The sequence below is a fragment of the Rhodococcus sp. IEGM 1409 genome, from assembly GCF_030056735.1.
Lineage (GTDB): Bacteria > Actinomycetota > Actinomycetes > Mycobacteriales > Mycobacteriaceae > Rhodococcus_F.
The window spans coordinates 945,898-970,781 of sequence record NZ_JASHKN010000001.1; the positions used below are offsets into that span (position 1 = coordinate 945,898).

At 61.6% G+C, this 24,884-nt stretch carries 25 protein-coding genes and 2 pseudogenes; 7 read left to right on the plus strand and 20 right to left on the minus strand.

The features are described from left to right. Positions 1-15: 15 nt before the first annotated feature. From QM716_RS04695 to QM716_RS04745, 11 genes are all read right to left on the minus strand, one after another. Positions 16-1,080: an acyl-CoA dehydrogenase family protein gene (locus QM716_RS04695; RefSeq protein ID WP_283302673.1), complete on the minus strand. Its 1,065-nt coding sequence runs from the start codon at positions 1,078-1,080 to the stop codon at positions 16-18. After that, on the minus strand, positions 1,077-2,204 hold the full coding sequence (locus QM716_RS04700; RefSeq protein WP_283302674.1) for an acyl-CoA dehydrogenase family protein: 1,128 nt from the start codon (positions 2,202-2,204) through the stop codon (positions 1,077-1,079). Before QM716_RS04700 ends, QM716_RS04695 begins: the two co-directional genes overlap by 4 nt. 59 nt (positions 2,205-2,263) lie before the next feature. Next, positions 2,264-3,412, minus strand: coding sequence for a TetR/AcrR family transcriptional regulator (locus QM716_RS04705; RefSeq protein ID WP_283302676.1), 1,149 nt, complete (start codon positions 3,410-3,412; stop codon positions 2,264-2,266). Positions 3,413-3,536: 124 nt separating this feature from the next. Next, positions 3,537-3,752 carry a hypothetical protein gene (locus QM716_RS04710; protein WP_283302678.1) on the minus strand — a complete coding sequence of 72 codons (216 nt, stop codon included), beginning with the start codon at positions 3,750-3,752 and terminating at the stop codon, positions 3,537-3,539. 448 nt (positions 3,753-4,200) lie between these two features. Then, on the minus strand, positions 4,201-4,818 hold the full coding sequence (locus QM716_RS04715) for an alternate-type signal peptide domain-containing protein (RefSeq protein WP_283302680.1): 618 nt from the start codon (positions 4,816-4,818) through the stop codon (positions 4,201-4,203). 41 nt (positions 4,819-4,859) lie between these two features. Beyond that, on the minus strand, positions 4,860-6,485 hold the full coding sequence (locus tag QM716_RS04720; RefSeq protein WP_283302681.1) for a S24/S26 family peptidase: 1,626 nt from the start codon (positions 6,483-6,485) through the stop codon (positions 4,860-4,862). A 7-nt stretch (positions 6,486-6,492) separates the two neighbouring features. Further along, complete coding sequence (locus QM716_RS04725; protein ID WP_283302683.1) at positions 6,493-7,116, minus strand: SipW-dependent-type signal peptide-containing protein; 624 nt, start codon at positions 7,114-7,116, stop codon at positions 6,493-6,495. After that, positions 7,109-7,744 carry a signal peptidase I gene (locus QM716_RS04730; protein ID WP_283302685.1) on the minus strand — a complete coding sequence of 212 codons (636 nt, stop codon included), beginning with the start codon at positions 7,742-7,744 and terminating at the stop codon, positions 7,109-7,111. The genes QM716_RS04725 and QM716_RS04730 overlap by 8 nt, the downstream gene beginning before the upstream one ends. Continuing rightward, entirely contained in the window at positions 7,741-8,295 is a 555-nt protein-coding gene (locus QM716_RS04735; RefSeq protein ID WP_283302687.1) for a hypothetical protein, read from the minus strand. The genes QM716_RS04730 and QM716_RS04735 overlap by 4 nt, the downstream gene beginning before the upstream one ends. A 3-nt stretch (positions 8,296-8,298) precedes the next feature. Next, a complete protein-coding gene (locus QM716_RS04740) occupies positions 8,299-8,850 on the minus strand; it encodes an alternate-type signal peptide domain-containing protein (RefSeq protein WP_283302689.1) in 552 nt (183 codons plus the stop codon). A gap of 516 nt (positions 8,851-9,366) precedes the next feature. Continuing rightward, positions 9,367-9,591 (minus strand): amidohydrolase family protein, encoded by a 225-nt coding sequence (locus tag QM716_RS04745; RefSeq protein WP_283302691.1) that lies wholly within the window; start codon positions 9,589-9,591, stop codon positions 9,367-9,369. 29 nt (positions 9,592-9,620) lie between these two features. Between QM716_RS04745 and QM716_RS04750 the strand changes: the two are divergent. Then, positions 9,621-10,290, plus strand: a pseudogene (locus QM716_RS04750) (ABC transporter ATP-binding protein); the annotation flags it as partial. 130 nt (positions 10,291-10,420) lie between these two features. Here QM716_RS04750 and QM716_RS04755 read toward each other — a convergent pair. The 6 genes from QM716_RS04755 to QM716_RS04780 form a co-directional block, all read right to left on the minus strand. Next, positions 10,421-10,909 (minus strand): nuclear transport factor 2 family protein, encoded by a 489-nt coding sequence (locus QM716_RS04755; protein ID WP_283302693.1) that lies wholly within the window; start codon positions 10,907-10,909, stop codon positions 10,421-10,423. A 27-nt stretch (positions 10,910-10,936) separates the two neighbouring features. Continuing rightward, complete coding sequence (locus tag QM716_RS04760; RefSeq protein WP_283302694.1) at positions 10,937-12,250, minus strand: MFS transporter; 1,314 nt, start codon at positions 12,248-12,250, stop codon at positions 10,937-10,939. Between the two features lie 76 nt (positions 12,251-12,326). Then, positions 12,327-13,784: an FAD-dependent oxidoreductase gene (locus QM716_RS04765; RefSeq protein WP_283302696.1), complete on the minus strand. Its 1,458-nt coding sequence runs from the start codon at positions 13,782-13,784 to the stop codon at positions 12,327-12,329. Further along, entirely contained in the window at positions 13,781-14,563 is a 783-nt protein-coding gene (locus QM716_RS04770; RefSeq protein WP_283302698.1) for an SDR family NAD(P)-dependent oxidoreductase, read from the minus strand. Before QM716_RS04770 ends, QM716_RS04765 begins: the two co-directional genes overlap by 4 nt. Further along, the gene (locus tag QM716_RS04775) at positions 14,556-15,392 is read right to left on the minus strand and encodes an SDR family NAD(P)-dependent oxidoreductase (RefSeq protein ID WP_283302700.1); all 837 of its coding nucleotides are present in this window, start codon (positions 15,390-15,392) and stop codon (positions 14,556-14,558) included. The genes QM716_RS04770 and QM716_RS04775 overlap by 8 nt, the downstream gene beginning before the upstream one ends. A 49-nt stretch (positions 15,393-15,441) precedes the next feature. After that, positions 15,442-15,891, minus strand: a complete 450-nt coding sequence (locus tag QM716_RS04780; RefSeq protein ID WP_283302702.1) for a nuclear transport factor 2 family protein — start codon at positions 15,889-15,891, stop codon at positions 15,442-15,444. Between the two features lie 138 nt (positions 15,892-16,029). Here QM716_RS04780 and QM716_RS04785 point away from each other — a divergent pair, with 138 nt between their 5' ends. The 6 genes and pseudogenes from QM716_RS04785 to QM716_RS04810 all read left to right on the plus strand — a co-directional run bounded on the left by QM716_RS04785 (position 16,030) and on the right by QM716_RS04810 (position 21,499). Next, positions 16,030-16,752 carry an IclR family transcriptional regulator gene (locus tag QM716_RS04785; RefSeq protein ID WP_230815435.1) on the plus strand — a complete coding sequence of 241 codons (723 nt, stop codon included), beginning with the start codon at positions 16,030-16,032 and terminating at the stop codon, positions 16,750-16,752. 131 nt (positions 16,753-16,883) lie between these two features. Beyond that, entirely contained in the window at positions 16,884-17,849 is a 966-nt protein-coding gene (locus QM716_RS04790) for a pirin family protein (RefSeq protein WP_003940395.1), read from the plus strand. 1 nt (position 17,850) lies between these two features. Beyond that, positions 17,851-18,597: a pirin family protein gene (locus tag QM716_RS04795; protein WP_283302708.1), complete on the plus strand. Its 747-nt coding sequence runs from the start codon at positions 17,851-17,853 to the stop codon at positions 18,595-18,597. 129 nt (positions 18,598-18,726) lie between these two features. Beyond that, positions 18,727-19,509, plus strand: a complete 783-nt coding sequence (locus QM716_RS04800; RefSeq protein ID WP_283302711.1) for a pirin family protein — start codon at positions 18,727-18,729, stop codon at positions 19,507-19,509. Between the two features lie 44 nt (positions 19,510-19,553). After that, a complete protein-coding gene (locus QM716_RS04805) occupies positions 19,554-20,480 on the plus strand; it encodes a PaaI family thioesterase (protein WP_283302713.1) in 927 nt (308 codons plus the stop codon). Positions 20,481-20,546: 66 nt separating this feature from the next. Beyond that, positions 20,547-21,499: pseudogene (locus tag QM716_RS04810) on the plus strand (intradiol ring-cleavage dioxygenase). A 13-nt stretch (positions 21,500-21,512) separates the two neighbouring features. Here QM716_RS04810 and QM716_RS04815 read toward each other — a convergent pair. The 3 genes from QM716_RS04815 to QM716_RS04825 all read right to left on the minus strand — a co-directional run bounded on the left by QM716_RS04815 (position 21,513) and on the right by QM716_RS04825 (position 24,827). After that, on the minus strand, positions 21,513-23,873 hold the full coding sequence (locus QM716_RS04815; RefSeq protein ID WP_283302715.1) for an ATP-binding cassette domain-containing protein: 2,361 nt from the start codon (positions 23,871-23,873) through the stop codon (positions 21,513-21,515). Between the two features lie 88 nt (positions 23,874-23,961). Next, positions 23,962-24,372, minus strand: coding sequence for a VOC family protein (locus tag QM716_RS04820; protein ID WP_209909792.1), 411 nt, complete (start codon positions 24,370-24,372; stop codon positions 23,962-23,964). A 5-nt stretch (positions 24,373-24,377) separates the two neighbouring features. Next, positions 24,378-24,827 (minus strand): helix-turn-helix transcriptional regulator, encoded by a 450-nt coding sequence (locus tag QM716_RS04825; RefSeq protein WP_283302718.1) that lies wholly within the window; start codon positions 24,825-24,827, stop codon positions 24,378-24,380. Between the last annotated feature and the right edge of the window lie 57 nt (positions 24,828-24,884).

Sequence of the window (24,884 nt, forward strand, 5' to 3'; positions counted from 1 at the left end):
CTACTACGGTCAGGATTACAGCTGCAATGTCGGTTCTGGGTCAGTGATCAAGCGGTGCAGTGACGGCGACGCAGCTACGGCCTCTCCTAGTTGCGTCGCACTCGCGATTTCGTCGCCGAACTCCGATCGCCAGGCGTGCAGTCGACGCGTGAGTTGTTGCAATCGGTATTCGCGGGTCATGCCGATCGCACCGTGTGCCTGGTGGGCGGCGCGGACGCTCAGGAGCGCATTCTGCGAAACCACCAATTTGGTTGCGCTCACTTCGAAGTCGGCCTCGCCTCTGGTGAGTGCATGCGCAGTGCGATCGACAGCCAACGTGGACATCGATGCCATCTGAGCGAGAGTGACGATATGCTGCTGGACTGCTTGAAACTGCGCGATGGGCTTACCGAACTGCACCCGCTCAGACACATAGCGCCGGGTCAACGTCGACACCGACTCCATGGCTCCCGCCATCTGCACCGAGCGCAAGAACGCGCCGAGCCTACTGAGCATCCTAGGGTCGACCGGGTTGTCACCATAGACAATCCGCGCTTCGGAGAACGTCAGGCTCTGACGCGGTTGCCCGGCAAGATCCGTCCCTCCACCGATCTCGGCATCGGAGATGTCCAGAAGTACAACTCGATCACCGAGAACTGCCGCCAGCACTGATGCGGCGCTCCCCCACGGCACATCGTGAAAGATTCCCGACAGGAAACCGTCGTTGGTCCGACGCGCATCGTCGCGCGGCGAGCCCGGGGCGACTGTTGCGATTCCGGAGGGCACCGGTAGCCCGGCCGCTGCTGCCAGCCTGCCCGCGAGGTACGTCTCGGCTAGCGGCAACGGCGCAGCGTGCCTCGCGGCAGCGCGCTGCACAGTCACGGTGTCGAGGAGCGAGCCACCGGAACCACCCACAGATTCGTGAAGACCGACCAGCGGCAACCCCAGTTCCACTGCCGCGCTCCATAATCCGCTGGGCAGACCGTCGATCTCGGCCTGCGCCACCACTTCGGTGCCGGACTTCTCGGCGAAGAATTGCTCGACCATCGCTTCGAGGTCGGCGTCGAATGTGTACGCATTGACCTCTGGCCCCGAGTTCATCGGTTCAACCCTTTCACGATCACGGTGCGGAGAATTTCGTTGGTGCCGCCGCGAATCGACCACGACGGCGCCACCAGCACGGCCCGGGCAAGCAGCGACTCGTACGGATCGTCGGAGGCAAGGTCTGGAGCCCGGCCGAGGTGCCGTGCCACGGTCGCAACACAGTCCTGTTCGAAGCGTGTGGCCATCTCCTTGATCAGCGCGGCCTCGGTGACCGGCGAGCGACCGGCGTCGACCATCCGCGCGATGGACAGCGACATCCCACGAAAAGCCCAGCAGCGCGCGGCAATCGAGCCCAGATCGGCAAGGGCAGCGGGACCGCCCTGCGCTGCTTGGTTGCCTGCCCAATTCTCGAGGACCGGCATCAGCGACATCCAACGGTCGACGCCACCTCGCTCGAGTGCGAGTTCACCGGTGTTTTGTCCCCAGCCCGCTCCGACGTCACCGAGGCGACGCGAGTCCGGCACGAAAACGTCCTGGAACGACACCTCGCAGAAGTCCTCGCTTCCGTCGATGAACGGAATGGGTGAGACGGTCAGGCCCTCGCTGTCGCGATCGACAATCAACTGAGTGAGTCCGTTGTGCTTGTCTGCCGAGGTTCGAAGCAGGGCGAGTATGTGTGTGGCGTGAAAGGCGCCGGTGGTCCAGATCTTGGTGCCGTTGACTTTCCAGCCACCATCGACACGTTCGGCGCGAGTGCGCACCGATGCCAGGTCCGAACCCGAGTCGGACTCACTCATCCCGATCGAGAACGAGAACTCACCGCCCGCGATACCGGGAAGGAAGTACCGCTTCTGTTCTTCTGTGCCGTTGGCCGCGATGCTCGGACCCGACTGTCTGTCTCCTATCCAGTGATAACCGACCGGAGCTCCCCGCGCGAGAAGTTCTTCGACGACGACCAGTCGATCCACCGCCGACCGTCCGCCCCCGCCGTACTCCTTCGGCAATGACATTCCGAGCCACCCACGGCTACCGAGATCTCGTGAGAACGCCGGATCAACCGCCCCGGACATCCCGAGCCCGAGCGGGTAGCTACCGGGGGTGAGCCGCTTGTCGAGGTATTCCCGCACTTCTGCCTGAAGCTCGAGTTCCTCGATCGTCAGTTCTGTTGCGTCGAAACGCATGGACGTCTCCGATCAGTTGAATGTGTCGATCCGCCGCCCGTGGCGCATACACGAATTTTTCAAGCGCCCAGCAACAGGGCGCAGCCGATCTCGAAGAGTCTCTCCGACAGGTCGTCACGACGGCGAAGCCGACCGATACGCACGGCGTTCTCCACAACCGTCAGAGCGGCATTGACGGTGATTCTGGCAGTCGCGGGTTCGAGCCCCGGACGAACGTCGTCGAGCATCTTGACCCACAACGCGACATACTCACGCTGATTCTGTTCACACGTGCGGCGGAACTTGTCCGGCAATTGGTCGAGTTCACTGATCAACAGCCCGATCAGATGACGCTCGTTGATCGCGAAATCGATATGTGCCGCAAGCAATCCGGACAGCGCGTCCTCCGGCCCGGTTGCCGCAGCGAGCGCCTGCGCAATCCCGATCCGTCGCCGCTCGCCGCCCCTCGAGACCGCCGCGATCAGAAGGTCGATCTTGGCATCGAAGTGGTTGTACACATTAGGGCCCGTAGTTCCGGCAGCCTCACCTATATCCTCGGTGTTGACGGCCTGATACCCACGCTCGTCGAACAAACGAATGGCTTCGGTCAACAAAAGTTCACGCCTCGGCATCGCCACCGGAACGTGACCGGTCGGCGCCTCCACCTTCACCTCGGAGTGGCCGAGTTCCGTACGCACCGCACGCTCCGCCAACTCTGCCAGCAGCAGTTCCATCTGACGTCTCGGAACGGACACCCGATGTGAGGACACACTGTTGAAGACCGCGATGACAGCCCAGGCGAGCAGATAGCTGTCTTCCTCGTCGAGGTCGGGACGTTCAGTTCGAATAAGTGCAGCATCGCGCGAAGCTGCACTCTTGAGGGTCGAACGCATTTCCTCACGCTGCTCGTCAGGCAGGTAACGTGCCTCTCGCTGCCACAGAAGTGACAGACCCCGACGCCTGGACACCGATGCCGCAAGCTCGGTGATCAGCGTTTTCAGATCTTCGGACCCTGCGACCCGATCGTAGAGCGATTCGATGCCTGCGTTGACCGCAGCATGGAGGAGGTCCGGCTTGTTCTTGAAGTGCCGATAGAGCGCAGGCGCCGTGATCCCCACTGCCGCAGCCACCTGAGCGACGGACACGTTGTGATACCCGTGCTCACGGAAAAGCTCACCTGCAGCCGCAAGAATCTGCTGCTTACGGTCGCGGGGCCTGCGTACGACCATCGTGACTTTCTCCTTCGCGGCAGCTGACAGGCTTCAGGGTACCGAGCCGAGGAACGAAGGCATGAACCGAACCTCCTGCAACAGCGACCGACCCCTTGCACTGTTCACGAACATGGAATCCTTCTCAGGAGCTGACGAACGACTCGACCATCCGTCGTTCGGCGGCCCTGTCGGCCAGAGGCCACGCCAACAGCATCAACACGATCCGAACCACCCACTGCGACTCCTGACCTTCGGGATCCAATCCTGCAAGTTCCAGTGCAGTAAGCGGCAGCAACGGCGAGGACACGAGATACTCGTCGATTCCGTTGGCCCGCGCCGCCGCAAGGCCGTGGCTCATGGCGGCGTCGAATCACTGTTCTCGAATCAGCTCTGCTGCAGCCGCGAAGATGCGCTCGTTCGCACCGGTCACTCTCCGTCACCTCGTCCCACTTTGAGACAGATTCAATCAGAAATCTCTACGCTGCGGAAGGCGGCGAGCCTCTGACCTGGGAGAAGCACGGAAGGCTCAATGTGCGTGAGAATTTCTCACATCGAAACCCACTACGCGAGCGCTCGATCGGCAATCCATAACCCCGATTTGCGGGCCACATCGACTTTGACGACAGTTCATTCCCAGCATTCAGTCATTTGGACGATGAAGTTTGCGAAAAGCACTGCATAATATGCGAATAACTCCCCACAATTCCCCCGGCCCTACAACAACTCACAAAGTGAGGCCGGGTAGCAGATCTGCTACCCGGCCTCACTTCTGAACAGCTACTGCGCTCGTGTCGCCCGCACCGACATCATGCAGGAATCTGCACCAGATTCACGTCGAATCGCGCCAAGTTCAACGACTGATCCATCGACAACGCTGTCGCTGAATCCTTGTCGAAGGTGAAACGTATTGCCACGTCGACGATCTTGCCGTCCTTCGCCGTACTGACCACAGTTCCGTCGGCACCGACAGGCACTGGCACCCCATCGAGCTTGACTTCGGTGACCGGCTTCAACTGGGCAACCAGCGCAGCTCCGCCGGAGACACCCAGATCACTCGTCGACAGCTTTGCCTTCATTCCAGTTCCCTTGATCTCCAACGCGAAACTGGCGTGATAGGTCAGAACATCGCCCGGCACGACAACCATGGTCGACAAGTCGATCGGACCGTTCTGATCCGTCCATGTAGGTGCGGTGACGGTTTTCAGCGCCAACGAACCGGATTCGACCGGAGTAGTCACCACCGGGGTAGTTGTAGCCGGAACGGACGTGGTCGTGGTGGGCTTGCCGCCGCCGGACGAACCCAACGAGCCAGTATCAGCACAGCCAGTCAGGAATGCCGCTCCGCCGAGCACGACCAGCGATGCGCCGATCATTTTGGTACGTCGCGTATTCCATCGACTTGCGGGAACGATGCGATCATTCATCCGAACTCTCCCGTTCCCGAATTCCGGCGGTTCTGTATTCATCACTTCTGTCCGTCGATCCAGGCAGCGATCTCGGCGGGAGCTTCACCGGAGGGGTTCTTCTCCGAGACTCCCGTTGCGGCGTTGACGCGATAGACGTTGGCGCCGTCCACGATCCACAGCTCGTCTGCATCGGACTGCCACATCACGGTCGCCGTGACGCTCACCGGTGTGCTCGACACTTCTGCACCCGAACTGTCGGTGACCACCACCGCGACGCTGGCACCGTCGTGCATCAATGTTGCGTTGTAGCCGGTCAGCGACGTTTCCGCCGCGCCCAAGGCAACCGGCGCTTCCTTCGTGGTCGTGCTGGTCGTCGTGGTTGCATCGGTTGTCGTTGTCGGAGTTGTCGACTGAGTTGTAGTACTGGTCGAGGTCTCCGTTGTTGTGGTGGGACCGGTCGTGGTCGTCACGTCAGTCGTAGTGGGAGCCGTCGTCGACGTGCCTGTAGGTGTCGGTGCACTCGTCGTGGTGGTCTCGCCAGCCGTCGTAGTTGTCGGTGCCACAAGTCGCGCAGCATCTCCCTGCAACGCAGCCGCATTGGCAGGGCTATTGCACTCCACGTTCCAAATAGTTGGTTGTTTGAGGACGTAACCGCGCCATTGCAGCGACGGGACGCCATTGTTCACCGTGTAGACCTCGGCGGTGTACGTCCAACCCGTGTGATCGCCAACCTGCGCGTCGCCGATCTGGGTGGTCAATGTGCCACCAACCGGTGTCGCACCTGCACTGACATTGATCGTCGTTTGAACCGATCCATTGTCACGACGAACAAGCACTCGATAGCTGAGTGGGGCTGCTACATGTGCCCAGCTGATTCTCGCAGCGTAGTGAAACCCGCCAAGATGTCCGCTGTTCGCACAAGTGACGTTCCCTACCCGCGGCGCGGGGAAGTATCCAGCCCCCAACGAACCAGTCGCCTTCGCCGTATCTGTAAACGCAGCGCTGGTGCCTACTGCCTGTGTCGCGCCGAATGCGGTTAGGGCAACCGCTCCTACAACCATCAGCGATTTGAAGGGCACGGCCGTCAGCGCCCGAGTCTGCGTTTCATCCAGTTCCAGACCGGAGCCGAGAACATTCAATGCAGGCGTGCTGCGTCCGTCGTCTTTGTCGTCGTCCCTCTTGGTGGGCGACTTGAACGCGATCACCAGGAGTCCGCCTACAAACGCCCCGCCCAAGAAGACAGCGAACGGCCCGGACAGCCATGACACGGCATAGCCAAATCCGCCGACACTGAAGAAGATTCGATCAACCTCTGTGACGGTGTACGGCATGATGTCAGGTTCGCGGTTGGCATCGCCTTTAAGCGTCAAGACTGCGGAGTTTCCCGCCACCGAGTTGATTCCGTACACCCGGTGCGAGACCCTCACGCCCTGGTCATTGACAACACTCACGATGTCACCGACCGACACGTCAACTGCGGGAACAGTTCTTGACAATGCCAGTGCCCCCGTTGTGATCTCCGGAGACATCGAACCAGATCGGAAAACCAACGGCTTGATTCCGAACAACATCGATCCAGCAGCGAACAAGATACAGATCAAACCAGCGAGTGCACCGACGGTCAGCGCAATTTCACGACCGGTCCGGCCGCGGGAAGCACCTGAGACAGCCTCATGACTACTCATCGCTGCCTCAGACCGTAGCTGCATTGAAGTTGAATGTGGCACTCACTGTCTGATTCTGAACGTCAACTGTGGCTGCAGGATCCAAGGTGACCAGGAAGCACAAATTCTCGACGCCGGTCGACGCAGCCAACGGACGAGGTGTCGCGATTACGTTGACGGTTCCGCCGGACGTAAGCGGCTTCACGACCTCGATCAAGGTGCCCGAGCACGTTCCGACGTTGTTGGTATTGGTCGCCAAGCCCTCGCTGTAAACGGCGACCTTCATCAGCGGCGCAAGCGTGGAGGTGCTGGCAGTCGCGGACATCGTGTAGTTGAACGCAGAAGTGCCCTTGTTCTGCACGGGGAGCATGGCGCTGATGCTGTTGCCTGGAACCATGCCTGTCTTCGTCAGCGTGGTGAATCCGTATGACGGGCTTCCCTGGTCGCCGTTGATCTGCAAATCCATCGTTCCTGTACTGAAGACACCCGAAGTGGCACTGGCGTTGTCACTCCAGGCAGCCATCGTGCCTACGGCGCCGAGGCCCAGGACGATTCCCACGGACATGATCGCGCGTGCGCGACCACTGGTTGCGCCCCGGACCAGACGTGTACCCAGCGAGGCGGGCGCCTGCTGCTCCTCGTGCTCAGACATGGCTGTGCCTTTCTTGCTGCTCAACTCGAGGCGCCGGCGCACTCGGTTCGGAAGGTTGGGGGTCTGCAGACGCTGAACGTCGCCGGGTACGGTCACGGACCGATCCGACGAACATGAACACGGCATAGATCGACAGTGCGCCGACGACAACCGTCAGCATCACCGAGCGCATCTGCCCTGTGATGGCGTTGTACACGTATCCGATGTACGGCACGCTGTACCACACCTTGCCGCGAATCTGCTCCGGTACAACGGGGTTCTGATCCGCTATCGGATTTGCATCGCCTTGTGTGACGAAGGTGAGATCACCGGCGGAGTTGAGTCGCGCCATGATGATGCGGTGCGTAACCACATCGGGCTTCCCGGACTCGATCTGGTAGGTGATCGCATCGCCTGCCCGCAATTGGGCAGCGTCCTGCGGTTTCACCACGATGAGGGTGCCGGGTGGATAGGTGGGTTGCATCGAACCGGTCAACACAGTGAAGGGCGTCGACTCCGTCAAACGTGGAACAACGACCGTCGACAACAGAATCGCCAGAACACCCAGCAGCAGAACCCACGAGACGATATTGCGGATCCACCACCAGGCACCGGTTCTCTGATCGGAACCCTTCACTGCCTGCGTCATACCGACTCCGCTTCGAACGAGAAATGCACGTTCGTGGAGACACCCGACGCGACGTCAGGACCGACAGTGCCACGCAGGCACAAGATTTCGGTACTGCCGGCAGCTACCGTGCGCCATCCCGGCGCTGTCGGTGTCTGAGCACCGACCATGGGGCCGTCGTAGATCGCGGTGCCGGCAGCTGCGCCCTGGGCAGGGCAGCCGGCCTCTGAAGTCACCGGCGTCACCGCGAGTGAGAGCGGAACATCAGCGGAAGACTGCGTGACGTTCTGGATCCGGTAATTGAGTGGAACGCTACCGGAGTTGTGAACTGTCAACGGAGCCTGTGCATATGCGTTGGGGAACATACCGGTGGCGCCCAGAGCAGTGAAGTCGAAACTGTTCTGGCCGCCTCCGGCACTGCCCACCGTCAGGTCGAGGATCCCGGACTGGATCGTGCCACCGGACAGTGTTTCAGCGGCCGTCCACCGCGCGCTGGTCTGCTGCACCGATACGAAGATCAGTCCGATGACCAGCGCGGCGGCGGTTGCCCACCAACGGTAGTGCTTACGCAAGACTTATGCCTGATCGAGAGTGACGTTGAAGTTCGTCAGATCAACCTGGCTGTCCTGCGAACTGTTGGTTGCTGGAGCCTTCGTGAAGTCGAAGACAACGTTCACGCTGACGACGTTGTCGTTGTTCGCGGAAGTGATCACAACGCCTGTTCCGTTCGTCGGCAACGGAGTCGCTCCGAAAGTCGCCGTCGTAACCGGAGCCATCTCGGCCTTCAGGGTGCCGGTTCCGGTGATCGTCGAAGCATCCGCCTTGAGCGTCGCGCTCAGATTGTTGCCCACAGCACCGATCTTGACGGAGCCCGAGTACGTGAGAACGTCGCCAGGGGAAACCTTGAATGTGTTGATGGTGACGGGGGCCGCGGTGCCACCGTTGACAGCTGCGTTCGAAACCGTCCAAGACGGGGTTCCTTGGGTCGTCAGCGTCAGTTTGCCCGAAGAAATAGTGCCGCCGTTCAGAGGCGCGTTTGCATTCCACGCCGCCATGGTTCCCGCGCCACCGGCGAGGAGTAGTGCTGCTGCACCGGCCGCGACTGCGCCCTTGGTTGCCTTGTTCATGGAGAACACTCTTTTCGTCTGGTCCCCGAGGGCGGGGAGCTTGCAGGGTGAGAAAGCTGGTCGGATCCAGTCATGTGCGCCCTTAGCGCGGGCAGAGGGTTTCGTTCATCCGTGGTCGGTGAGGGGTCGTGCGGTAAGTGCAGAGCGAGAGTGTGTTGCGGAAAGATTGCGAGCCGTTGTCGTGAACGGGTCATCCCTCTCTCGTGCTGTCGCCGTCCGCTTGCGTCGTTTAGATTTTTACCACACGTATTAGGAATTTTTGGTGAAAAGCTGGTCGAATGTCCAGAAGATTGTTGAAACCTGGACTTGACTACAGAATCGCCTCTCACCTGGATCGTTGGGAAAACGTAGCGCTTTGTTGCAACCCGTTTGCTGAAGTAACCTTCGCCCGTATGGTCCTGATAGTCCGAAACCGAACTGGAACAAGTTCTACACATTTTTGGTTTGTTTTGGGAATCGCTCGATTGCCCCCGCTTGGAAAGCAGCGACAATCGAGCAACAACTTAGGCGGAGGCCTTAAGCCTCGAAGACAGTCTCACCGCCGACAACCGTGCGTATGACCGACAGTTCATTCAAGTCCGCCGAAGCGCTGCGCAACGGATCTCTTTCGAGCACAACAAAATCCGCCAAAAGTCCCACCGCTATCCGACCTTTGTCCGATGACTCCCCGATGAGACGAGCGGCAGCACTTGTGTAGCCTGCCAACGCATCAGACGCGGAAACCCGTTGATCTGCACCCATGCCCGATACCTATATCGTTTGCTCGAAACGGTGGCAATTTCACCGAATACGAAGCTGCCGCATGTTCGGCTCGCGAAGTGGCGGAGAAGAACATCCGCGACGCCGAGCAGGAGGTCCAACGCAAGAAGCGCGAACTGCAGCAGGCCCGAGAACGCGCTTCACGACGCGCAAGTAACGCTGCCCGCAATCTGGGGAACGCGGGCTTGCCCAAGATTTTTGCGGGGACCATGAGACGCAATGCCGAGGAGTCGGCAGGCAAGGCCAACGAGACACACCTCGCCCGGGTCGACGCGCCCGCCGGGCGGACGGTATTCCTCGGTGAGCGAATGCAATTCGCGTTCGGCGATCGTGCGCTCTTCGCCGACCCCGGAGCTGACCTGGCCATTCGAGGGCCGGAACGTATCGTCTTGACCGGGCCGAACGGCGTCGGAAAGTCGACGTTGCCGAGAATCGTCAACGGGGATGTGGCGGGGACGCTCATCTACCCGTAGCTGCACTCTCGGGTGGTGAACGATTGCGAGCTACGTTGGCCTGCGTTCTCTTCGCCGATCCAGCCCCACAGCTGCTGCTTCTCGACGAGCCGACCAACAACCTCGACTTGGTGAGTGTCGCTCAACTCGAAGGCGCCCTGAATGCATATCAGGGGCGTTCATGGTGGTCAGTCATGACGAGAGATTCCTGGCCGAGGTGCAGGTCTAGCGTTGGCTTCGACTCTCGGACGGCTGTTTGACCGAGGTCGCTGCACCGGACGTAGTGGACTGATCGAACGCTGAATAGGCGAAAGGCCTTCACACACATCGTGTGTGAAGGCCTTCGTCTGCACGGCAGGTCAGGGAATCCTGGTGTACACCGGGTCGTCGAACGATCGACGTTGCGTCACCCAGTCCGTGGGTAAGACGTTCTCGATCACGTCTTCACAGGATTCGTCGAACACGACGATCCGATCCGCGATTCGCCATTCACCATGGCGCCTTTCGAACCTGTCGACGTACCGACACTTGATCGTCGCAAGCGTCTGCACGGCATCCGTACCTGATCGCTCCTGACGCAGGAAGCACAAGCAGTACGACTCACACTGAGCGACATCGCCGTTGACGTCGATCAGTATGTTGGAAATGCAGTGAATCGACGAGTCGATCGTCTTGTGTCTGAGCTTCATGTCTTCGATGAGCCCGTCGACGGTTCCGATGTAACCACCGTGGTTGTCTATCGCATCGTCGAAGTAGCAGAGGGCAACGCTGTCGAAGTCCTTCCGATCGACGGCCCGAGCATAGCGATACAGAACTTCGGTGATTGCTTGCTTGTCAGCTAGGGACACGGTCAGGCTCCTGTTCTACCCGGATGATCAATCAACCTGCAGTTCAACACCCTTGGTCTCCTTGATGAAGAAGACCGTGACGAGGGTGATCACGGCACAGAAGACGAAGTATCCGGCCGGGGCGAGGGAATTACCGGTCAAGCTGATCAGATAGGTGGCGATGAAAGGAGCAGTGCCGCCGAGGAACATGTTGGTGACGTTGTTACCCAGGGCCAGACCGCTGTACCGCACAGATGCTTTCAGCATTTCGACATAGGTCACGTACGAAGCACCGTTGACGATCGAGACACAGATGAAGAGCACCGACTGACCGACAACCGCCTGCCAGATGCCAGAACCGGCCATCATCATGAACATCGGGATTCCGAGAACCACGGCAGCGGCACTACCGGCGAACAGCACCGGCCGACGCCCGTACTTGTCTGCCATGTATCCCGAGATCGGCAAGGTGATGACGCCGAGAACCAGTGCAAGGGAAGTGGAAAGGAATGCAACCCGCGACGAATGACCACCCGTGGTCTGCAGGTAAGTCGCGGCATACACCGAGGCGATGTAGTAGCCACCGGTGATGAGTGCGCCCAGCATGATGATCTTGACGACGCTGCCACCGGAGGTGCTGAGCAGTTCTCGGATGGGAAGCTTCTTGGTCTCACCCTTGTCCTGCAGTTCTTCGAACTGAGGAGTGTCTTCCATCTGGCTACGGATCCAGATACCGATGCCACCGATCAGCAGGCTGAGCAGGAACGGGATACGCCAAGCCCATTCGAGGATCTGCTCTTGTGAGAACACCGAGGTCAGGCCGAGGGCCATGAGCGAAGCTGCCAGCGAACCCAGGTAGGTGCCGGTGTTGACCATCGACGTCTGCGTCGCACGCCACCGCTTGGGAGCGGACTCGGAGACAAACGCGTTGGCCCCGCCGAGTTCGCCGCCGGCCGCGAAGCCCTGCAGGCAACGAGCCAGAACGAGGATGGACGTCGCCCACACACCCAACGTCGTGTAAGTCGGCAGCAAGCCCATTCCTGCTGTCGCCAGAACCATCAGGAGGATGGTCCAGGACAAGGCGTTCTTGCGGCCGTACTTGTCGCCGATGTGGCCGAAGAAGATTCCGCCGGGCACACGTAGGAAGAAGGCCACCGCGAACGCCGCGAAGGTACCGAGCAGTGCTGCGTTCGGGTCGTGGGAGACGAAGAACAGCGCGGCGATGGTCGTGGCCATGTACCCGTAGATACCGAAGTCGTAGTACTCGACGACGGTACCGACGATGGCCGCGCGAATTACCTTCGTCGTCGACTGTCGTTCGGTTGCCACGCTGCTGCCCTCGGTGAATTCGGCTCTCGCCATGGTCTCATTCTCTGACATGTTGTTCCCTGCCTGGATTGGATACTGACTGGATTCGGTGCCGCGCAGACGTCGGACGTCAGGAGTGCGCGATGGAATGGACCGCTGCGCTGTCAGCGCTGGTCCTGGTGTAGTTCGCCGCATTACGTCCCGCTACGCGGCCCATGGTCAAAGCGTTGGCAACTGCATTGCCGCCGCCCACGTATCTCAGTCCGAGGATTCCGGCGCCGGCCTCACCGGCCGCGTACAGACCCTCGATAGGTACTCCGGTGCTGCCGAGTACGGCCGCATCGGTGTCGATCTCCATTCCCGCATGCGTGCATACGAGCTCTGCAGGAAGGATTTTCGCGGCATAGAACGGTGCTGTCGCAATAGGATCCGGGTTGCCGACGGCACCTTTGTTCCGCAACGTGCGATGACGGAGGAAGTCGTCGTCGTGGCCGCTGGGCAGTTGCTCGTTCCATCGACGCAGGGTTTGCGTCAACGTCGCAACCGGAACACCCGTCGCCACTGCGAGGTCTTCGATCGTGTCAGCGCGAATCGTGCCACCGGCGGCAACTTCTTCCTCGATGCGTTCGGGATTCCAATCGGCATATCCCGGAGCCAGATTCACGCGAGCGTTCTCGTCGAAGATCATCCACCCGTATCCGCCCTGATGGTCGATGATGCCGGTCGAGACGGCGTACGAGCTGTCCTCGTCCATGAATCGACGGCCGTCCTGGTTGACGTAGATCCGCGACTTCGGCGGAAAACCGGCCTGCCAGTGATGGAATCGCTGGAAGTAGACGGTGGGCAGCATCAAGCCCCAGCCGTCGCCGGCCACTGAAGCCCCGAGGTCTTCGGCAAAACGAAGGTGATCTCCGCGGCTACCCGCCGCCGCGACGACGAACAACGCGTCCCCCGCCTTGTTCGCGTCCGGGAAGTGGCGTTCCACCAGCTCTGGATCTTGCGCGAATCCTCCGGAAGCAACCACGACTGCGCCTGCAGGTACCTCGATGTCGTCGGCGACAACACCGACAACCCGGCCGTCTTCCTCCATCAACTTCTGCACCCGTGTTCCGAAGATGACCTCGATGCCGTGCTTTCGACGAGCCTTGTCCAGCACCTGAATCAGTCCGTATCCCTGATCCTTCGGCACGTGGCCGCGCCAGACGTCCTCGACGCCGGCTTGGGCGAGCCCAGGTTGGTGGGCATTACCCGAGATCGCCGCGGGAATCTCGACGCCGAGTCCGATGAGCCATTCCATTGTCGGGCCGGCGTTTTCGCAGAACGCACGAATCAATCCGGGCGCGAGCATCCATTGGTTGAGGTCCATGTAGTGCTGGAAGAACTTCTCCGCCGAATCGTCGACTCCGAGACCTGCCTGCACGCTTGTGCCTGCGGCCGTGAAGATTCCGGCTGAAAGCGCGGTGGACCCACCGAGTTCGGTTTCGGACTCGAACAGCAGAACGGCTGCGCCTTCTTCTGCTGCCGACACCGCGGCGGCGAGACCGGCTCCGCCACCACCGATGACAACGACGTCCCAGTGGTCAGTCATGAAAGTTCTCCAGTCTCCGCGATGATGCGGTGGTAAAGACCGTTCGACACCAACCCGCCGTCGACAGTGAGTTCCGTACCGCTGGTGTAGGTCGAACTGTCCGAGAGCAGAAACAGCACTGCTTCGGTGATCTCGTCGAGAGTTCCCATGCGTCCGAGGGGAACCGACTTCAGGGACGCGGCGACGAAGTCGTTTGCGCCGCCGAGCAGCGCCGTACCGACCAGTCCCGGGTGCACCGAGTTGACGCGAATCCCCCACTGCGCGAAGTTGCCTGCCGCCGACTTCGACAGACCGGTCAGACCCCACTTGCTCGACGAGTAAGCCGGAGAGAAGTATCCGATCTGACCGGCGATGGACGAGATGTTGACGATCGATCCGCCACCACTCTCACGCATCAGCGGTGCCACCGCCTTCATACCGTAGAACGGGCCGAAGAGGTTGATCCTCATGGTCAGTTCCCAGATGTCGTTCGGGGTGTCCATGAATTCGAGCCGACGCGAGATGCCGGCGTTGTTGACCAGTCCGCCGAGTTCTCCACGCGTAGAGCGAATTTCGTCGACAACCCGGTCCCAGGCATCAGCATCGGTGACGTCGAGTAGATGAGCGGACGCGGATCCACCGGCGGCGACAATGTCGTCGACCACGCCGGATGATTCCGAAACATCGGCAATGCAGACATGCGAACCGCGCGCGGCGAGAGTGCGTGCGTGATGCGCTCCCATCCCGGCAGCACCGCCGGTGATGAGAACGACGCCGGGATATTTCGTGGACTCAGACATGCCGCGAACCACCGTCAACCGCGATGCTGTGCCCGGTGACGTAGCGCGCGCTGTCCGAGAGCAGGAACAGCAGCGGGCCGAAGACCTCTTCGGGCGAGCCCAGACGATGCAGCGGCACCGCATCGAGTGCGTTCGCGAGCGCGATCGGATCTTCCTGGACCCACTTCGTCATCGCCGTGTCGATGTAGCCGGGCGCAATGGAATTCACACGAATGCCCTTGTCGCCGAACTCCACCGCAAGAGACTCCGTGAGGTGCGCAACGGCAGCTTTCGACGTGCAGTATGCGCCTCTCCCCTTTCGCACACGCAGCGCAGACACCGAAGACATGTTGACGATGGCGCCGCCGGGACCGAGGTGCCGCGCCGCTGCCTGAGCGCCGTAGAGCACTCCTTCGACATTGACGCTCAACGTAGCCCCGATCTGCTCCGGGGTGATCTCCTCGGCCAGTGCGAACGGGAAGATTCCCGCATTGTTGATCCAGAAATCAACCCGGCCGAACTCCTCCAGTGCCAACTGGGCAAGCAACTCGTGCTCGTCCGGCTTGGTGACGTCGACCCGGGCTCCGACGACGCGACCCGGCTTGTCCGCCAGTGCATTCGACTCCAGGTTCGTGTTGATTCGTGCAGCCGTGGCGAGCATCTGCTCTTCGTTGATGTCGGCGCCGACGACATGTACGCCGCGTGTTGCCAGCCCTTCGGCGAACGTCTCACCCATTCCCTGAGCCGCGCCGGTCACCACTGCGACCTTGCCTGCCAACTCCGGATATACCGCCGACATCTGGGTCACTACGGTACGGCCCGGGTTCGTCTGGTCAGAGCTTTCGGTCATGATGTACTTCTCCTACTTAATATTGTTGTGCAAGAAACTTTTCGGTACTTCAAGCCTGTTCGGACGCTCTAGGTGAGTCGTCACGGGAGACGGTGCGGCGGGCGATCTTCCACTCCTCACCGACCCGAACCACGCGATCATCGACAGTCGTCATCCGCAGTAGCCGCGAGTCTCCGCCGCGAGCGGTGGCAACGATCTGCAGGTACCCGTGCACTGCCAGAGCACTCTCGCCCACCGCCTCGACGACCACATTGGTCAGAACGTGACGATGCACCTCGTCGGCAGCTTCCGCCGCAGCGTAAAAGCGAGCAGCAAAAGCCGCAAGGCCGTCGAAACCGACCACGGGTTCCGGATAACTGGGGGAATGAAATTCACCGTTGTCGGTGAATGTCTGCGCCCAATCCTGCTGGCGCCCAGAGTCTATGCAATGACTCTGGTGGCCGTACAGCTGATGGATTGCGACAACGTCCTCCGCTGCCACGACGCGGTAGTTGCTCATGAAGGTTCTCTCCGAACACGCTGCGCTGCATCCACCCGAAGGTTGTGCAGCTTCGTCAAGTGTGCGATAATCGCACACACTGTGCGATATGTTCAAAGCGTAGGTGGCATACCTCACAAACGTCAAGAAAGGGATTTGATGTCAGAGCTGAGCGAGGAACACCGACCGCGCAAAAGTGCAGTTCAAGTGGACTCGAGCATGTCGAAAACGCTGCACCACGGACTCGAGATCTTGGAACTCCTGACGTCCTATCCGCACGGCCTGTCGGTCACCGACATCGCCGACGGAGTGGGAGTCCACCGAACCGTCGCACATCGTTTGATCCGCACACTCGAAGCTCATCACCTGTGCCGCAAGGACTCCTTCAAGCGCGTCACTCTCGGCGCCGGCCTGGTCACCCTTGCCGAACCGGTGGAACAGGATTTGCGCACTCTCGCTCGCCCGATACTTCAAGAACTCGCCGAGGCCACCGAGGCGACCGCACACCTGGTGGTCCGCGAGAGCGACACCGAAGTGCGCGCCCTGATGGTGGTCGAACCGCGAAGCGCCAAAGTCCACGTCGCGTTCCACCCGGGGCAGGTCGATCCGATCGACCGCGGCTCCGCCGGGCTTTCCATCCTTGCCTCACTCCCGCCGACGAGTGGGGAACGAGAGGAAGTGACGGCCGCACGCGCACGCGGCTACGCAGTGACCGTCGGCGAAGTCATCCCGTCCGTCCTGGGAATCTCGGCAGTGATCCCCGGCAGACGCCGCGACGCCATTTCCAGCCTCGGAATTTCCGTATTCGACTCCCAGGACCAAGCAGCGCTGGGCGCCGAGGTCGTGGCAGCCGCTAAAACCCTCGGCAGCATGTTGCGCTGATCCAGACAGCGAGCTGATCCAGACACCAGTCGAGTCCCGGGAATACCCGGGGCTCGACTTTGTTGACTCCTGATGAGATAGTTGAACAATCAACTACCTGACTTCAGCTTCACGGACACGAGGAGTACGACATGCCTGCTGTGACAGTCGAGAACATCTTGGCTCTGCCCCGCCTCGACGAGCCGGCAGCGTCGGCAGTCGACCGCCCGGTCAAAAGCATCACCACCGCACCGGTCGGATACGAAGGTGAAGGCTTTCCCGTTCACCGCGCATTCGCGGGCATCGACCTCTCGGCCCTCGACCCCTTCATCCACATGGACCAGATGGGTGAGGTCAACTACGCACCCGGAGAGCCCAAGGGCACACCGTGGCACCCGCACCGCGGCTTCGAAACCGTGACCTACATGATCGACGGCATCATGGAGCACCAGGACTCCAACGGCGGCGGCGGCATTATCGGTGGCGGCGACACCCAGTGGATGACAGCGGGTGGCGGCATCCTCCACATCGAAACTCCGCCGGAGCACCTCGTCGTCAGCGGCGGCCTGTTCCACGGCGTCCAACTGTGGGTCAACCTGCCCCGCGACAACAAGATGGCAGCGCCGCGATACCAGGACATCACCGGCAACAAGGTGGCACTGCTCTCCTCTCCCGACGGCGGAGCCTTGGTACGCGTCATCGCCGGAGACATTGCCGGCCACGCCGGACCCGGTTCGACGTACACACCTATCGCGCTCTCCCACACGACTGTGGCCCCGGGTGCGAGCCTGACGCTTCCGTGGAACCCCGAGTTCAACGCGATCGTCTACGTCCTCGCCGGCGAAGGCACGGTCGGGGCCGAGCGTCGACCCATTCGTGTCGGACAGACAGCTGTCTTCGGACGTGGTGACTCCATCACCGTCGCCGCTTCCGATCGCCAGGACTCACGGACCGAATCTCTCGAGGTCTTCATCCTCGGCGGCAAGCCGATCCGAGAGCCCATCGCCATGGCCGGGCCGTTCGTCATGAACACCAAGTCCGAGGTCATGCAGGCTTTCGAGGACTTCCAGGCCGGGCGCCTGGGATCCATCCCGGCGGCACACGAGACGCTGAGCTGACATGTCGTCGGTAGTCGTCCAACGAGCAGTCGAACGTGCGCATCTCAACTACGGCTGGCTCACGGCGCGTCACAGTTTCCCCTTTGCCGGAAACTTCGATCACGCCGCGTACGCGCACGGACTTCTGTTGGTCAACAACGACGACATCATCGAAGCCGACTCCGGTTTCGACACTCATCAGCACCGCGACACCGAGATCGTGACGTGGGTGCTCAGCGGATCTCTGGTTCACCAGGATTCCGCTGGGCACTCCGGAGTCATCCATCGAGGCCTCGCGCAAAGAATGAGCGCCGGTTCCGGAATCCTGCACTCCGAGCGCAACGATCGCTGGCGGGCCGACGGCTCACGCGTCACCGAACCCGTTCACCTCGTCCAGATGTGGATACCGCCGGACCAATCCGGAGTGACTCCGAGCTATCAGGAACTCGATATCAACACCGAACTCGACGCCGGTGGCCTGATCACCCTGGCGTCGGGGATGCCCGCACATCGTGATCACAGCGCGATCAGCTTGCACAACAAACATGCGGCTCTGCACGTTGCACGCCTCGAGACCGGCGGGTCGGTATCCCTTCCGGATGCGCCGTACGTGCACGGCTTCATCGCCGGTGGCACTGTCGACGTCGAGGGAGTCGGATTGCTCGGTCCTGGAGATTCGTTGCGTCTCAAGGATACTGGTGGTCAACGAGTCGAGGGAATCGACGATGCGGAGATACTCGTGTGGGAGATGCACGCGTCGACGAACTGACGACACAACCGAGTACGCCCAATGCTCGGACTACACAGCAGGTTCGTCGTAGGGTGGATGCGGGTAGTGGTGGATCCGGCAGTGATGGATCCGGCAGTGATGGATCCCGGTGGTACAGAAGGAGGAGCCATGGCATCTGGTCGAGCACAGGCCCCACGGACGACACCGCACATCGATGTGCACCGCTCCGGTGATCGTTTGAAATCCCGCGTCTCCTGGCTGGATTCGAAGCATTCGTTCTCGTTCGGGCAGCATTACGATCCTGACAACACCCATCACGGATTGCTACTCGTCAACAACGACGACACCGTACTGGCGGGAACCGGCTTCGATACCCATCCGCACAAAGACATGGAAATCGTGACGTGGGTGCTTCGCGGTTCGCTCGTGCACCAGGATTCCATCGGCCACACCGGCGTCATCTATCCAGGGCTCGCCCAGCGCATGAGCGCCGGCACCGGAATTATGCACAGCGAGAAGAACGATTCGTGGCGTCTTGGCGGCGAACAGCATTCCGACCCCGTGCATTTCATCCAGATGTGGGTGGTCCCGGACGAAGGTGGACTCACTCCCGGGTACGAACAACTCGAGATCGACGACGAATTGCTGCGCGGCGGTCTGATCCCGGTTGCCTCCGGAATGAGCCGCTACAAGGATCATTCGGCGATTCGCATCAACAACAAGAACGCCGCCATGCACGTCGCGCGCATTCTGCCCGGCACCTCTGTACATCTTCCCAGCGCACCGTTCCTGCACGTCTTCGTCGCCCAGGGCACTGCCGAGATGGAGGGCGTCGGCACACTGTACGAGGGTGATGCCGTCCGGTTGAGCGATTCGGGTGGGCAGCAACTGACCTCCGACGCCGGGGCCGAAGTCCTCGTCTGGGAGATGCATTCACGTATCGGTGGTTGAGACCCGGTCTCGGCAGGACCGGGTGCGCTGGAGATACTCGACGGATGAGCATCGACAACTCCGCCGCGCCCGTCAAGAAGCTTGACCCCCTCAACACATTGATGGGTGTGCGCGCCGTGTCGGTCGTGCCCGGGGACCTGGCCTTCGCGCAAGCCGTCGGCGAGCGATTCCACGATCACCGTGGCAAGACCGTGCTCGGTTCCATCGGAGTCATGATCGACGGTGCCATGGGCGGCGCGGTGTACTCGGGACTGACCTCGGGCCATCAGTCCGTGCTCGCACAGGTCACGGTCAGTGCGGGCGCCGACATTCCCGCCGTCGCCGACGTAGGCGCCACCGGCACACTCGTGCATCTCGACGACGGTGTCGGGCTCGCATCCGGTCAACTTCGCGACGAGAACGGCTCGCTCCTGGCAGTGATGGCCGGCCGCGCCATGGTGGTCTCGCGTCCTCCCGTCGTGGGAATTGACGACTACGTGGAGGGTGAGCCGCTGCCCGTCCCGACGCCGGAGAAAACAAGCAACCTGAGCGGGTTGTCCGGGTCCGATGTCGTCGAAGGAATCCGCGACGGCAAACTCGAACGCGGTCCGCTCGCCGGGCTCCTCGATCTTGCGGTCGTCGACGTGACCCCGGGTTCCGTCGTGGGCGAGTTCGCCCCGGTCGCCTGGATGGCCAACCCGTTGGGCGCCGTTCAGGGAGGTGTCCTCATCTCAGCGGTCGACGCCGTTACCGGTCTGGCAGCGCAGACGCTGACCAGCGTCGATCAGGACTATCGCGTCCTCGACCACAAGATCGACTTCCTGCGCTCCCCCGACATCGGTGGGCCGATCATGCGCGCCGAGTCCGTCGTGATTCGTGCCGGGCGCAGGCTCGCACTGATCGAAACTCGCATCGTCGACGTCGGCGGACAGGTCTACGTACGGGCCACCTCGAGCATTCAGATGCTCTCCCAGCAAGTTCACAGCGGATAACCAGTTCCGCACCAGGTCGCCCGTCCACCATTGAGACAACAGCCCACACAATGGAGGTACAGCGGCGTGAACAAAGACATCGAAGCAAGCCGGCTACGCGTGAGCCGTCGACGGGCCCTCGCACTCGGCGGAACCATCAGCCTGGGCGGGCTCATCGCAGCCTGTTCCGGCAACAGTGGCACTTCCACGACCACGTCGGCCGCGGCTGCATCGACGACAACAGCTTCCGGCACTTCTGCTGCGGCCACGTCCGGCGATGCCGTCACCGCACTTCTCGCCAAGGCACCGCAGTGCGTCATGAGCAAGGAAGAGACGCAGGGCCCCTACTGGTTCGACGTCGACTCCATTCGCGGCGACATCCGCGAAGACCGTCCAGGCACCACGCTGCAGGTGGCGATGCGCGTGCAGGACAACAGCCAGTGCAACGTCGACGGCAGTATCGGCGCGGTCAGCAACGCCGTCGTCGAGATCTGGCACTGCGACGCCGGCGGCGTGTACTCCGGTTTCGAATCCGGCTCCCTGAGCGCCAACGGCGGCGGCGGCGGCGGCGGAACTCCCCCGGCCGGCGGGATGGGGAACCTCCGTCAGGTGCACCCGGCGGCGGAATGGGCGGCGGCATGGGTGGTTCCGGCGAGACGTCGGACGGTTCGTACAGCGTCGGCGACACCGAAGCCACCACCACCGACGACGGCACCTACCTGCGCGGAGCCCAGACCACCGACGCAAACGGCATCGCGCAGTTCACCACGATCTTTCCCGGCTGGTACATGGGCCGCACCACCCACATTCACGTCAAGGTGCACGTCGACAAGAAGACGGTCCTCACGTCGCAGACCTTCTTCGACGAGACGCTCCTCGACGAGGTGTACTCGCAATCCCCGTACAGCGAGCACACCGGTCGTGAGAACAACACGAACAACGCCAGTGACGGCATCTACGACGACACTGGCCTCATGACCGTCGAAAAGCAGTCGGACGGTTCCTACCTCGCCGTCATCAACCTGGGTATCGACGCCTGAGGTAGGAGCCAGGTCAGCCGACGACGTATGCCGCGAGGTGCTTACCGGTGAGGGTGGAGCCGTCGGCGACCAGTTCCTCGGGAGTGCCCTCGAAGACGATCCGACCGCCGTCGTGACCGGCACCAGGGCCGAGGTCGATGATCCAGTCGGCGTGCGCCATCACCGCTTGGTGGTGCTCGATGACGATGACCGACTTACCGGAATCGACGAGTCGATCGAGCAGACCGAGCAACTGCTCGACGTCGGCGAGGTGCAGCCCGGTGGTCGGCTCGTCGAGGACGTACACGCCGCCCTTCTCGCCCAAGTGCGTTGCCAGCTTGATGCGCTGACGCTCACCGCCCGACAGCGTCGTCAATGGCTGGCCGATCGTGAGGTATCCGAGCCCCACGTCGACCAGTCGAACAAGGATCTTGTGCGCAGCGAGGATCTTGGCCTCACCGTCGCCGAAGAACTCCTCGGCCTCGGCCACCGACATCGTGAGAACCTCGTTGATGTCCTTGCCACCGAATTTGTATTCGAGTACCTCGGCTTGGAACCGCTTGCCCTCGCACTCCTCGCAGAGAGTGGCAACGCCGGCCATCATCGCCAAGTCGCTGTAGATGACACCGTTGCCGTTGCACGTCGGGCAGGCGCCCTCGGAGTTGGCACTGAACAGCGCCGGCTTCACGCCGTTGGCCTTCGCGAATGCCTTGCGGATCGGGTCGAGCAGCCCGGTGTACGTTGCCGGGTTGCTCCGACGCGAGCCACGGATCGCGCTCTGATCGACCGACACCACGTCCTCGCGTTTTGCGAGTGAGCCGTGGATCAGCGAACTCTTGCCCGACCCGGCGACACCGGTGACCACGACCAGTACACCCAGCGGTACGTCGACGTCGACGTCCTGCAGGTTGTGCGAGTTCGCTCCACGAATCTCGATTTCCCCGGTGGACGCGCGCACGGTCTCCTTGATTGCGGCCCGGTCGTCGAAATGACGGCCGGTGACCGTGTCGCTGGCACGCAAACCGTCGACCGTGCCCTCGAAGCAGACGTTGCCGCCGGCGCTACCCGCGCCTGGACCGAGGTCGACGATGTGGTCCGCGATCACGATCGTCTCCGGCTTGTGCTCGACCACGAGCACCGTGTTGCCCTTGTCTCGCAGGCGCAGCAGTAGGTCGTTCATCCTCGCGATGTCGTGCGGATGCAGGCCGGTGGTGGGCTCGTCGAACACATAGGTGATGTCGGTGAGCGAGGAACCCAGGTGACGAATCATCTTGGTGCGCTGAGCTTCACCGCCGGAGAGGGTTCCCGACGGTCGATCGAGACTGAGGTAGCCGAGTCCGATCTCCACGAACGAGTCGAGCGTTTCACCGAGCGTCGTGAGCAACGGCGCGACCGACGGTTCCTTCAGTCCGCTGACCCATTCCGCGAGATCGCTGATCTGCATCGAGCAGGCGTCAGCGATGTTGACGCCCTTGATCTTCGACGACCGCGCGCCCTCGCTCAGTCGCGTCCCGTCGCATTCGGGGCAGGTGGTGAAGGTGATCGCCCGCTCCACGAAAGCCCGGATGTGGGGCTGCATCGCGTCGACGTCCTTGGCCAGGAACGACTTCTGAATCTGCGGAATCAGACCCGTGTACGTCAGGTTGATTCCTTCGACCTTGATCTTGGTCGGCTCTTTGTAGAGAAGGTCGTTCAGTTCTTTCTTGGAGTACTTCTTGATCGGCTTGTCGGGATCGAAGAAGCCGCAGCCGCGATAGATCCGGCCGTACCAGCCCTCCATGCTGTAGCCGGGGACCGTGATCGCACTCTCGTTGAGCGACTTGGTGTCGTCGTACAACGCGGTCAGATCAAAATCGTTGACCGCCCCTCGTCCCTCACACCGCGGACACATGCCGCCGGTGATCTTGAAGCTGCGACGCTCTTTCGTCTGACGGCCGCCACGTTCCATGGTGACCGCGCCTGCCCCGGAGATCGAAGCGACGTTGAACGAAAACGCCTGGGGCGAACCGATGTGAGGCTTTCCGAGACGGCTGAACAGGATGCGGAGCATCGCGTTGGCGTCGGTGGCGGTTCCGACGGTCGAACGAGGGTCGACGCCCATCCGCTGCTGATCGACGATGATCGCGGTGGTCAGGCCGTCGAGAACGTCGACGTCCGGCCGCGCGAGGGTCGGCATGAATCCTTGAACGAACGCGCTGTACGTCTCGTTGATCATCCGCTGCGATTCCGCGGCGATCGTACTGAACACCAGCGAACTCTTCCCCGAACCGGAGACGCCGGTGAACACCGTCAGCCTCCGCTTCGGGATCTCGACACTGATGTCTTCGAGATTGTTCACCCGCGCACCTTGCACGCGGATCAAATCGTGGCTGTCTGCGGTGTGCAAGGCAGTCATCGTGTCTCCATCTGTCAGTCGATCGCCGACGGTCTCAGCGCAGTTGACGGTCTCAGCGCAGTTCTTGAATTCAGCGCAGTTCTTGAATTCAGCGCAGTTCTTGAATACGGATCAGGTTTCCCGCTGGGTCGCGGACGGCGCAATCGCGAACGCCGTAGGGCTGCTCGGTCGGTTCCTGGACGACGTCGATGTCGCCGGCCTGAAGCCGCTCGAACGTATCGTCCAGATCTTTGGTGGCCAGGAGAAGTCCGCCGTAGGTGCCCTTGGCCATCATCTCGATGATGGTGCGGCGCTCCTCGTCGGTGATTCCGGGATCGACGGCCGGCGGATGCAGCACGATGGAGGTACCGGGTTGGCCGGGCGGCCCCACGGTGATCCAGCGCATCCCGTCGTAGCCGACGTCGTTGCGAACCTCGAAGCCGAGGGTGTCGCGATAGAAGTTCAGGGCGGCATCAGGGTCGTCCTGCGGAAGGAAACTCGAGTGAATGGTGATGTCCATGGCGCTCACGTTAGTTGCGGCTGCGGGGTCTGCGCTTCTCGATTCCTGATCGGTCTGGTGACTTGTTTGGACACACAGGACGGCATTCCGTCCGTGGACTGCTCGGCTTCGCGCCGATAGACGCTGGGCGGAACCCCGACCAATTCGGTGAACCGACTGCTGAAGGTGCCGAGAGAGCTGCAGCCGACCTCGAAGCAGACGTCGGTGACGCTCAGGTCTCCGCGGCGCAGAAGCGCCATCGCGCGCTCGATGCGCCTGGTCATCAAATAGGCGTACGGCGGTTCGCCGTACGCCTGACGGAATTGGCGACTGAGATGCCCCGCAGACATGTTCACTCCCCGCGCGAGCGCCTCCACGTCCAGAGGCTGCGCATACTCGCGGTCGATGCGGTCACGAACGCGTCGTAGTCGCGCAAGGTCCTGCAGGTGCGGATCTGCGGCAGGTCTGCTGGTCACGTAATCGATCGTGCCATGCCACACCGACGTTGCCCAGCGCAACAGACGAACTCGACG

Bases quoted from the DNA above. Each gene is read 5' to 3' on its own strand.
- QM716_RS04775 (WP_283302700.1), bottom strand. From the start codon at position 15,392: ATGACCGAAAGCTCTGACCAGACGAACCCGGGCCGTACCGTAGTGACC.
- QM716_RS04785 (WP_230815435.1), top strand. From the start codon at position 16,030: ATGTCAGAGCTGAGCGAGGAACACCGACCGCGCAAAAGTGCAGTTCAA.
- QM716_RS04795 (WP_283302708.1), top strand. From the start codon at position 17,851: ATGTCGTCGGTAGTCGTCCAACGAGCAGTCGAACGTGCGCATCTCAAC.
- QM716_RS04720 (WP_283302681.1), bottom strand. From the start codon at position 6,485: ATGAGTAGTCATGAGGCTGTCTCAGGTGCTTCCCGCGGCCGGACCGGT.
- QM716_RS04705 (WP_283302676.1), bottom strand. From the start codon at position 3,412: ATGGTCGTACGCAGGCCCCGCGACCGTAAGCAGCAGATTCTTGCGGCT.
- QM716_RS04805 (WP_283302713.1), top strand. From the start codon at position 19,554: ATGAGCATCGACAACTCCGCCGCGCCCGTCAAGAAGCTTGACCCCCTC.
- QM716_RS04725 (WP_283302683.1), bottom strand. From the start codon at position 7,116: ATGTCTGAGCACGAGGAGCAGCAGGCGCCCGCCTCGCTGGGTACACGT.
- QM716_RS04780 (WP_283302702.1), bottom strand. From the start codon at position 15,891: ATGAGCAACTACCGCGTCGTGGCAGCGGAGGACGTTGTCGCAATCCAT.
- QM716_RS04700 (WP_283302674.1), bottom strand. From the start codon at position 2,204: ATGCGTTTCGACGCAACAGAACTGACGATCGAGGAACTCGAGCTTCAG.
- QM716_RS04770 (WP_283302698.1), bottom strand. From the start codon at position 14,563: ATGTCTGAGTCCACGAAATATCCCGGCGTCGTTCTCATCACCGGCGGT.
- QM716_RS04715 (WP_283302680.1), bottom strand. From the start codon at position 4,818: ATGAATGATCGCATCGTTCCCGCAAGTCGATGGAATACGCGACGTACC.
- QM716_RS04815 (WP_283302715.1), bottom strand. From the start codon at position 23,873: ATGACTGCCTTGCACACCGCAGACAGCCACGATTTGATCCGCGTGCAA.
- QM716_RS04740 (WP_283302689.1), bottom strand. From the start codon at position 8,850: ATGAACAAGGCAACCAAGGGCGCAGTCGCGGCCGGTGCAGCAGCACTA.
- QM716_RS04730 (WP_283302685.1), bottom strand. From the start codon at position 7,744: ATGACGCAGGCAGTGAAGGGTTCCGATCAGAGAACCGGTGCCTGGTGG.
- QM716_RS04695 (WP_283302673.1), bottom strand. From the start codon at position 1,080: ATGAACTCGGGGCCAGAGGTCAATGCGTACACATTCGACGCCGACCTC.
- QM716_RS04800 (WP_283302711.1), top strand. From the start codon at position 18,727: ATGGCATCTGGTCGAGCACAGGCCCCACGGACGACACCGCACATCGAT.
- QM716_RS04765 (WP_283302696.1), bottom strand. From the start codon at position 13,784: ATGACTGACCACTGGGACGTCGTTGTCATCGGTGGTGGCGGAGCCGGT.
- QM716_RS04820 (WP_209909792.1), bottom strand. From the start codon at position 24,372: ATGGACATCACCATTCACTCGAGTTTCCTTCCGCAGGACGACCCTGAT.
- QM716_RS04710 (WP_283302678.1), bottom strand. From the start codon at position 3,752: ATGAGCCACGGCCTTGCGGCGGCGCGGGCCAACGGAATCGACGAGTAT.
- QM716_RS04745 (WP_283302691.1), bottom strand. From the start codon at position 9,591: ATGGGTGCAGATCAACGGGTTTCCGCGTCTGATGCGTTGGCAGGCTAC.
- QM716_RS04790 (WP_003940395.1), top strand. From the start codon at position 16,884: ATGCCTGCTGTGACAGTCGAGAACATCTTGGCTCTGCCCCGCCTCGAC.
- QM716_RS04760 (WP_283302694.1), bottom strand. From the start codon at position 12,250: ATGGCGAGAGCCGAATTCACCGAGGGCAGCAGCGTGGCAACCGAACGA.